The following is a 7928-nucleotide window of genomic DNA, read 5'->3' on the forward strand; positions in this document are numbered from 1 at the left end:
ACTCTACGACGCGTCGCCGCCCCGGCCGGTGCAGAACGCCACCGTCAGATCCTTGACCAGCGCCTTGCGTTCGTAGTCGTCCAGCTCGACCAGGCCGCGCGCCGTCAGCCGCGTCATCGTGTCCTCGACCGAGTCGACCACCGACGTCAGGACGCTGTCCCGGTGCTGCGCGTCCAGGGCCGCGATCCTGCGTCGCCGCATCGCGGCGGCGACCTCGGGCGCGTACTCGATCCTGGTCGGCTGCGCCGAGAACACCTCGATGCCGACGGGCGCCGCGTCGGCGGCGAGCTGCCGGGTGAGCGCGTCGCCGACTGCCTCCGCGTCGCGCAGGGTCGGGGCGTCCTGGTGGAAGGCGTCTGCGGGCAGCTGGGAGAACACCCGAGCCATCGCCGCCTCCACGCACTCGCGCAGATACTCCTGGTGGTCCTCCACGGCGAGCGCGGCGCGCGCGGTGTCCTTGATGTGCCACACGACGAGGATGACGACACGCAGGGCGACCCCGTTCGCGTCGACCGCGGGCATCGCCTCGCTGCGCCAGTGCCGCAGGCGTACGTCGGTACGGCGGCGCAGGAGCAGGGGGTTCACCCACCTCAGGCCGGTGCGGCGGACGGTTCCACGGTAGCGGCCGAAGAGCGTGAGCACCCACGCCTTGCCGGTCCGGCCGCGCGCGAGACCGCCGAACCCGAACAGGGCGAGCGTGCCCGAACCCGCGACGGCCGCCCACTGGACGGGCCCGAACTGCGCGCCCGCCGGGACGGGCAGCGCCGTAATGTGCGGCAGCACCCCGCCCCACCACAGCGACGCGGCGCCGCCCACCGCCCCCGCGAGACCGCCGAGCACACCGACCGCGCCGGGCAGCGTGCGCCCGGGCCGCTCGACGAGGTCCGGGTCGACGACCGGCGCCGGGCGCGAGGGCGGTCGCGGCGGCATCCGGCGCGGGACGCGCGGCTGCTCGCCGCCGCTCCGCCGGCGCCCGACGACGGCCGGCCTCAGCCGCACCGAGACAGGGGCGGGCCCGTCCCGGGAAAGCAGATGGACCGGGATCTCCGTGGTGGCCCCGCCGCGGATCAGCCGGGCGCCCCACCCGCCGGACGTCTCGGTTCCCGGCTCGGCGAAGCCCGCGGCGCGGACGCCCGCGGACACCCCGCGACCGCCACGCGCACCGTCACCGTCGGCCTCAGCGGGCAGCTCGGGCCCCTCCGGCCACTCCGTCGTCGTACTCATCCTTGCCTCCGTACTGGATCCGTACATCCGCGATGGCCTCCGGCCCGGCAGAGCCGGAGGGGTCGGGGTGTGCGGCGAGGCGAGTCGCCGCACACTCCCGGGGCCGCGTGCGGTCGGTGGGCGTTCACGTCCCACCGGCGACCGGCCGGTGGGCGTTCACGAGAAGAGCCGTCGCCAGGTCTCGGGCCCCGGGTAGCCGTCGGCCGCGCCGCCGCGCCAGCCCTGGGACCGCTGGAACGCCTCGACGCCCCGCCGGTCGGCCTCACCCCAGCGGGGGCCCGGGCTCTTCGTGTGGTTCTTGCCGAACCCCTTCTTCACCAGCTGCTTGCCGAGCTGGGTGACGTACGCGTTGCTCGCGCCCGGCCGGAACATGCCGCGCCCGGGATAGGGCGGCACCTTGGACGCGGCGGAGCCGGGGCCGGACGCGCTGCCGGCGATGGGCGGGATGCCCTTGCCCTTGCCGCCGACCAGATAGGCCCAGGTCGTGGGCCCGGGCAGGCCGTCGGCGTTCGTGCCCGTCCAGCCCTGCGCACGCTGGAACGCCTGCGTGGCGAGCCGGTCGGCCTCACCCCAGCGCGGCCCGGGTCCCATCGCGTAGAACCGCCCGCCACCCCGGTCGACGAGCAGCTTCCCGAGCCGCGTGACGTTCGGGTTGTCCGCCCCGGTACCGAACGACTTGGCGCCCGGGAACACCGTCGAGGCCGAACCGCCGACCGCCAGCTTCTTCTCCTGCTTCAGCCCCTTGTAGCGATAGGGCACATAGTGGGACGAGTTGCTCCAGTAGGCATAGGGAGTGGACTGCTTGCGGGCCCTGGGCGGCGTCTGCTCGTACGCGATGTAGTAGGTGTGCGTGTAGTCGGTCCAGCCACCGAAAAGGACGACGTGCGAGCCCTTCTGAGGGTTCGACGGATTGTGGAAGAGCAGCATGTCGCCGGGCTGGAGCTGCGCGCGCGTGATGCGCGTCCCGAACTTGTTGAGACTCCCGGTCCATTCGTTGCTGCCGAGGTTCCACGCCATGGAGACGAAGCCGGAACAGTCCTGCCGGTACCCGTCGCTCCAGAACTTCACCATGCTGTACGGCACCTTGGCGGCGAGCCAGAGCTTGGACCGGTTGATGATCGCCGCGCGGGTCGTGGCCGGCAGTCCGGTCACGTGCCTCGGGGGCGAGGCCGGGCTGCCCGCCGGCCCGTGCAGCGGGCCCGACCCGCCCTGTGGGGTCGGCGGCTCGTCCGAGGACGGCAGCCCCGGCCTGGCCGGTCCGTGGTCGGCCGCGACGGCGGGGACCGTGTGCGCGCCACCGATGACCGTGCCGGCCGCGGCCGCGAGGACGAGGGCGCGCCGGGCGCCGTGAGCGGCGGGGTGGCCGCCGAGACTGATCGTCAGCGACGACGGGGAGCTCCGGGCGACACTCCGCCAGTGAAGACACCCCGGGCAGTCGCAGTCGCTCGCAGGATCGAATTCCTCGAACGCCGGAGCCTTCATGCGATTCCCCTCACACTCCAGAATGAAATGTCCAACTATCTGCACAAACGGAAGCCTCTCAACTCTCCGGCGATATCGCATGTTGACGGTCCGAATGATGTATTTACCGGACAAATAGGGTGATACGGACAGGCGTGGTGGTCCGGAGCACCCCCGGGATTCGGGTAGAGTTCTCCAGGTCAGCAGGCGCCGCTAGCTCAGTTGGTTAGAGCAGCTGACTCTTAATCAGCGGGTCCGGGGTTCGAGTCCCTGGCGGCGCACAGACACGGTGAAGGCCCTCCACGCAAGTGGGGGGCCTTCGCTATTTACCGGCCCGTCCCGACGCAGCGAGGACGGCTGGGGGTCCGGGGGTCGCCCCCCGGAAAGACACAGCATCAGCGGGTCCGGGGTTCGAGTCCCTGGCGGCGCACAGACAAGCGAAAGCCCTCCACGCAAGTGGGGGGCCTTCGCCATTGGCGAGCCCCCGCGTGATGAGCCCCTTTCTGCTGCTCGGGGGGCTACGACCGCCGCTCCTGCCGATAACGTGGACCCATGGCGCGCGACCTCCAGGAGCGGATCAAAAAGCTCATCATCGACCGGCGGCTTCCCTCCGGTGCCTCCCTGCCCACCGAGCCCGAGTTGATGGAGCTCCTCGGCGTCAGCCGGAACTCCGTGCGCGAGGCGCTCAAGGCCCTCCAGGCGATGGGCATCGTGGAGATCCGGCACGGCTTCGGCACCTACGTCGGACCGATGTCCATGGCACCCATGATCGAGGGGCTCACGTTCCGCACCGTCGCCGGGCACTACCGCGGCGAGGACAGCCTGCTCCAGCTCCTCGAACTGCGCGAGGCCGTCGAGACCGGCCTCATCGCGCGCCTCGCCGGCCGCGTCCCCGAGGCCGACCTGGCCGAACTGGACGCCCTCGTCGACCTCATGGACGCCGAGGCGGCCACCGACGGCGCCGTGAGCCCGGGCACCGACCGCGCCTTCCACGCGACGCTCTACCGCGGCCTCGGAAACCCGCTGCTCGGTGAGGTCATGGAGGCGTTCTGGGACGCCTTCCACCGGGTGCGCACCGACCTCGTCGCCATCCCGCACGACCCGAAGGTCACCGGACTCCAGCACCGCGAGATCGTCGACGCGGTGCGCTCCGGAGACCCACTGCGTGCGGAGCGCGCCATAAGGGAGCACTTCGGCGACATCCGCACCCGGCTGAGCACCCCGGCGCGCCCCCGATAAGCAGCGTCAGCGCCCCCGGCGCGCGCCCCGCGAACGACGCCTGAGCGCCCCGTGTGCCCCAACAGGCGTGTCAATTCGCACGTATGACCGGTAAACAGCATGTTTCGCTTCGTATCGCCCTTGCGATCATGATGAGGTGCGTAGAACCCTGTCCTGGAGCCATCGGCTCCGATGAGGCAGGCGGTACACGGCAGTTGGGGCCGGCAGTCGGCCTGCGCCGGTTGCGCTCGACTCAGGGGTGGGGGCCCCGTTCATGAAGCGATGCCGAGGGGGGCATCATGCAACCGGAAGGCCGTCGTCTCAGTCTTAGACGGGGGACCGTGGCCTGCCACTGACACGTCCGGCAAGGTCGAGGGGGACCGAACCGGACGGATGACCGACGACCACGCAGTGACTTGCGTGCGGGGGGAATGACTCATGACGTCGACGCCGACAGGCGCCCGGCAGAACTTCGATCCGTCCCAGACCACCCAGCTACGCGTGCCGCCGCATCGGACCGGCGGCTTCCGGCGCATCAAGAAGGCCCTGCCGCGCTACGACTACGAGCACTACAGCCGGCTCGCGGGGCCGCTGACCCAGCCCGAACCCGGCAAGCCGTACAAGGTGCAGTACCGCTCGCTGCTCTCGCAGGAGCCACACCGGCTGCGGGCCGCGCTGATGCTGGGCGCCGCGCCGCTCCTCTCTCTCGTACTGCTCTTCTGGCTGCTCCAGCCCGAGCACTGGACTGAGCGGGACTACCCGGCGTACGACTTCCTGCCCGCGCTCGACGTCGTGATGCTGGTGTCGATCGGCCTGATCGAGTTCTTCCGCTGCATGAACGTGCTGTCGAACGCGCACGCCACGCTCGTCGCCCGCGACCCGATCCCGGTGGTGCCCGAGACCGGCACGAGAGTCGCGTTCCTGACCTCGTTCGTGCCCGGCAAGGAGCCGATCGAGATGGTGACGAAGACCCTGGAGGCGGCCGTGAAGCTGCGCCACCGGGGGCTGTTGCACATCTGGCTCCTCGACGAGGGCGACGACCCCGAGGTGAAGGCGGTCTGCGAGCGCCTCGGCGTGCACCACTTCTCCCGCAAGGGCGTCGCGAGGTGGAACCAGGCCAAGGGCCCGCACCGCGCCAAGACCAAGCATGGCAACTACAACGCCTGGCTGGACGCGCACGGTGACGACTACGACTACTTCGCCTCCGTCGACACCGACCATGTGCCGCTGCCCAACTACCTGGAGCGGATGCTCGGCTTCTTCCGCGACGAGAACGTCGGCTTCGTCATCGGCCCGCAGGTCTACGGCAACTACGACTCCTTCGTCACGAAGGCCGCCGAGTCCCAGCAGTTCCTCTTCCACGCGCTGATCCAGCGCGCGGGGAACGCCTACGGCGCCCCGATGTTCGTCGGCACCTCCAACGCCGTACGCATCAGGACCCTCAAGCAGATCGGCGGTCTGTACGACTCGATCACCGAGGACATGGCGACGGGCTTCGAGATCCACCGCGCCAAGAACCCGGCCACGGGCGAGAAATGGAAGTCGGTCTACACGCCCGACGTGCTCGCCGTCGGTGAGGGCCCGAACGCCTGGACCGACTTCTTCACGCAGCAGCTGCGCTGGTCCCGAGGCACGTACGAGACGATCCTCAAGCAGTTCTGGAAGGCGCCGTTCTCGCTGCCGCCGGGCCGCTTCTTCAACTACACGATGATGGTCATCTTCTACCCGATGTCCGCCATGAACTGGATTCTGGCGGCGCTGAGTTGTGCCCTGTTCCTCGGTCTCGGCGCGTCCGGCGTGAACATCGACCCGACCATCTGGCTGATGCTGTACGGCAACGCGTCCGCGCTGCAGATCGGCCTCTACATCTGGAACCGCCGCCACAACGTGTCGCCGCACGAGCCCGAGGGCTCCGGCGGCATCGCGGGCATGGTGATGTCGGCGCTGTCCGCGCCGATCTACGCACGCTCCCTGATGGACGCCGTGCTGCGGCGCAAGAGCACGTTCGTGGTGACCCCCAAGGGCGAGTCGGCCAGCCCCGACACGCTGTTCGGCACGTTCCGCATCCACCTGTTCTTCATCCTGGTCTTCGCGGCGTCCATGACCGCGTCCTTCGTGTACGGGCACGCGCACCCGGCGATGCTCACCTGGGCCTCGTTCGCGCTGCTCATCACGGCCTCGCCGATCTTCGTCTGGCGGTGGACGATGCGGCAGGACAGGAAGAAGCCGAAGCCGCCGGCCGCTCCCCCGGACCAAGGGGAGCACTCGGCTGCGCCGGCGCACGCCGCGCAGGAGAAGCCGAGTTGGGCCGCGCCGGACCAGACCATGCAGATCGCCCTTGGGGGACGTAAGAAATGAAAGACGGTGCCAGCCGCCGCCGTGCCCGACGCATAGCCATCGGCTCGGTGGTGGTGCTAGCGCTTGCCGGGATGAACGGTCCGTGGCTCTACCGGTTCGGGTCGGCGAAGTACCACGAGTACAAGATCAACAGACCCGAGTACAAGGCCGAGAACGGCAAGTGGGACATCGTCGAGTTCCCCAAGGAGTACCGGCAGAACACGATCCACGCCGCCCTGCTGCACACGGGCAAGATCCTGCTCGTGGCCGGGTCCGGGAACAACCAGGACAACTTCGACGCGAAGAAGTTCGACACGCGGCTGTGGGACCCGGTGAAGGGGACGATCAAGAAGATCCCCACGCCCAGCGACCTGTTCTGCACGGGCCACACGCAGCTGGCCAACGGCAATCTGCTCATCGCCGGCGGCACCAAGAGCTACGAGAAGCTCAAGGGCGACGTCACCAAGGCCGGCGGCCTGATGATCGTCCACAACGAGGACCCTGACGAGCCGAAGACGATCCCCAAGGGGTCCAGGTTCACCGGCAAGGAGAACGGCAAGACCTTCGTCACCAGCGAGAACATCACCATCGAGCGGGCGAAGAAGGTCTTCGACCCCACGACGGGCAAGTTCCTGCGCAACGACCCGGGCATCCGCCGGGTCTACGTCGAGGCGCAGAAGAGCGGCACGAAGTACGAGACGGGCACGCAGGACAACTACCGCGTGCAGGGCCTCAAGGGCGCCGACGCGCGCAACGTCTACGGCATCGCGCAAAAGCTCGCCCTGGACAAGAAGGACTTCCAGGGGATCAGGGACAGCTACGAGTTCGACCCGGTCGCCGAGAAGTACATCAAGGTCGACCCGATGAACGAGGCGCGTTGGTACCCGACGCTGACCACGCTCTCGGACGGCAGGGTCCTCTCGGTCTCCGGGCTCGACGACATCGGCCAGCTCGTCCCGGGCAAGAACGAGACGTACGACCCGAAGACCAAGAAGTGGACGTACACCAAGGGGATCCGCCAGTTCCCGACGTACCCGGCCCTCTTCCAGATGGAGGACGGGAAGATCTTCTACTCGGGCGCCAACGCGGGCTACGGGCCCGACAACGTCGGCCGCACGCCCGGCATCTGGGACCTCGCGACCAACAAGTTCCAGAAGATTCCCGGGCTGAGCGACCCGAAGCTGATGGAGACCGCCGGCACGGTGGAGCTGCCGCCCGCGCAGGACCAGCGCTACATGGTGGTCGGCGGCGGCGGGGTCGGCGAGTCCAAGGAGACGAGCCGCAGGACGCGGATCGTCGACCTCAAGGCGAAGGACCCGAAGTTCGTCGACGGTCCCGAACTGGAGAAGGGCACGCGCTACCCGCAGTCCTCCACGCTCCCCGACGACACGGTCCTGGTGTCCGGCGGCTCCGAGGACTACCGCGGCCGCGGCGACTCGAACATCCACCAGGCGCGGCTGTACGACGTGAGGACCAACACCTTCAAGCGCGTCGCCGACCCGCTCGTCGGCCGCAACTACCACTCGGGCTCGATCCTGCTGCCCGACGGCCGCGTGATGTTCTTCGGCTCGGACTCGCTCTACGCCGACAAGGCGAACACCAAGCCCGGCGTCTTCGAGCAGCGCATCGAGATCTACACGCCGCCGTATCTGTACCAGGACTCGCGGCCCACGCTCAGCGGCGGCACG

Annotated in this window: 5 protein-coding genes and 1 tRNA gene; 4 read left to right on the forward strand and 2 right to left on the reverse strand. The window is 69.3% G+C overall.

The annotated features are described in order from the left end of the window. Nucleotides 1-3: 3 nt before the first annotated feature. Entirely contained in the window at nucleotides 4-1224 is a 1221-nt protein-coding gene (locus ACWFR4_RS22890) for an SPFH domain-containing protein (RefSeq protein WP_453654219.1), read from the reverse strand. A 156-nt stretch (nucleotides 1225-1380) separates the two neighbouring features. Continuing rightward, nucleotides 1381-2706 (reverse strand): peptidoglycan-binding protein, encoded by a 1326-nt coding sequence (locus tag ACWFR4_RS22895; RefSeq protein ID WP_453654221.1) that lies wholly within the window; start codon nucleotides 2704-2706, stop codon nucleotides 1381-1383. A 186-nt stretch (nucleotides 2707-2892) separates the two neighbouring features. Between ACWFR4_RS22895 and ACWFR4_RS22900 the strand changes: the two genes are divergently transcribed. The 4 genes from ACWFR4_RS22900 to ACWFR4_RS22915 all read left to right on the forward strand — a co-directional run. Beyond that, nucleotides 2893-2966: transfer RNA gene (locus tag ACWFR4_RS22900), tRNA-Lys, on the forward strand. Nucleotides 2967-3237: 271 nt separating this feature from the next. Beyond that, nucleotides 3238-3924 carry a FadR/GntR family transcriptional regulator gene (locus ACWFR4_RS22905; protein WP_453457076.1) on the forward strand — a complete coding sequence of 229 codons (687 nt, stop codon included), beginning with the start codon at nucleotides 3238-3240 and terminating at the stop codon, nucleotides 3922-3924. A 417-nt stretch (nucleotides 3925-4341) separates the two neighbouring features. Next, nucleotides 4342-6261, forward strand: a complete 1920-nt coding sequence (locus ACWFR4_RS22910; protein WP_453457079.1) for a glycosyltransferase family 2 protein — start codon at nucleotides 4342-4344, stop codon at nucleotides 6259-6261. Then, nucleotides 6258-7928: galactose oxidase (locus ACWFR4_RS22915; RefSeq protein ID WP_453654223.1), on the forward strand; the 1671-nt coding region annotated here is incomplete at its 3' end. The genes ACWFR4_RS22910 and ACWFR4_RS22915, both read left to right, overlap by 4 nt.

The organism is Streptomyces sp. NPDC055140 (genome assembly GCF_053607285.1).

What these genes read in the sequence shown, in the direction of transcription:
- ACWFR4_RS22895 (WP_453654221.1), bottom strand. Translation starts at nt 2,706, where the DNA reads ATGAAGGCTCCGGCGTTCGAGGAATTCGATCCTGCGAGCGACTGCGAC.
- ACWFR4_RS22910 (WP_453457079.1), top strand. Translation starts at nt 4,342, where the DNA reads ATGACGTCGACGCCGACAGGCGCCCGGCAGAACTTCGATCCGTCCCAG.
- ACWFR4_RS22905 (WP_453457076.1), top strand. Translation starts at nt 3,238, where the DNA reads ATGGCGCGCGACCTCCAGGAGCGGATCAAAAAGCTCATCATCGACCGG.
- ACWFR4_RS22890 (WP_453654219.1), bottom strand. Translation starts at nt 1,224, where the DNA reads ATGAGTACGACGACGGAGTGGCCGGAGGGGCCCGAGCTGCCCGCTGAG.